Here is a 263-nt window from a genome sequence, read left to right on the forward strand (position 1 = left end):
CCGGCTACCTGGGCACCGAGATGAGCTCGGTGGAGTTCGTCGCCGTGGCCCACCCGGAACACGCCCTGCACCGCCTGCAGCGGGAACTGCATTTCCAGGACCTGGAAAGCCAGTTGCAAGTGGTGATCCGCGACTCCGGCCGCCAGCAACCGCGAGATGTCGGCTGGCTCGGCGCCGAACAACGCTGGACCGTGGGCAGCCTGGCCACTGCCGCGACCTTCGTCGGCAGCGGCCTGGGCTTTGCCTGGCTGCCCCGGCACCTG

1 protein-coding gene is annotated in these 263 nt (G+C 69.6%); it reads left to right on the forward strand.

The window, feature by feature from the left end:
* On the forward strand, positions 1 to 263 hold a 263-nt coding region (locus SB725_RS31920), incomplete at both ends, for a LysR substrate-binding domain-containing protein (protein WP_410923463.1).

The sequence above is a fragment of the Pseudomonas sp. SIMBA_041 genome (assembly GCF_046535095.1).
Classification (GTDB): Bacteria; Pseudomonadota; Gammaproteobacteria; order Pseudomonadales; family Pseudomonadaceae; genus Aquipseudomonas; species Aquipseudomonas mucoides.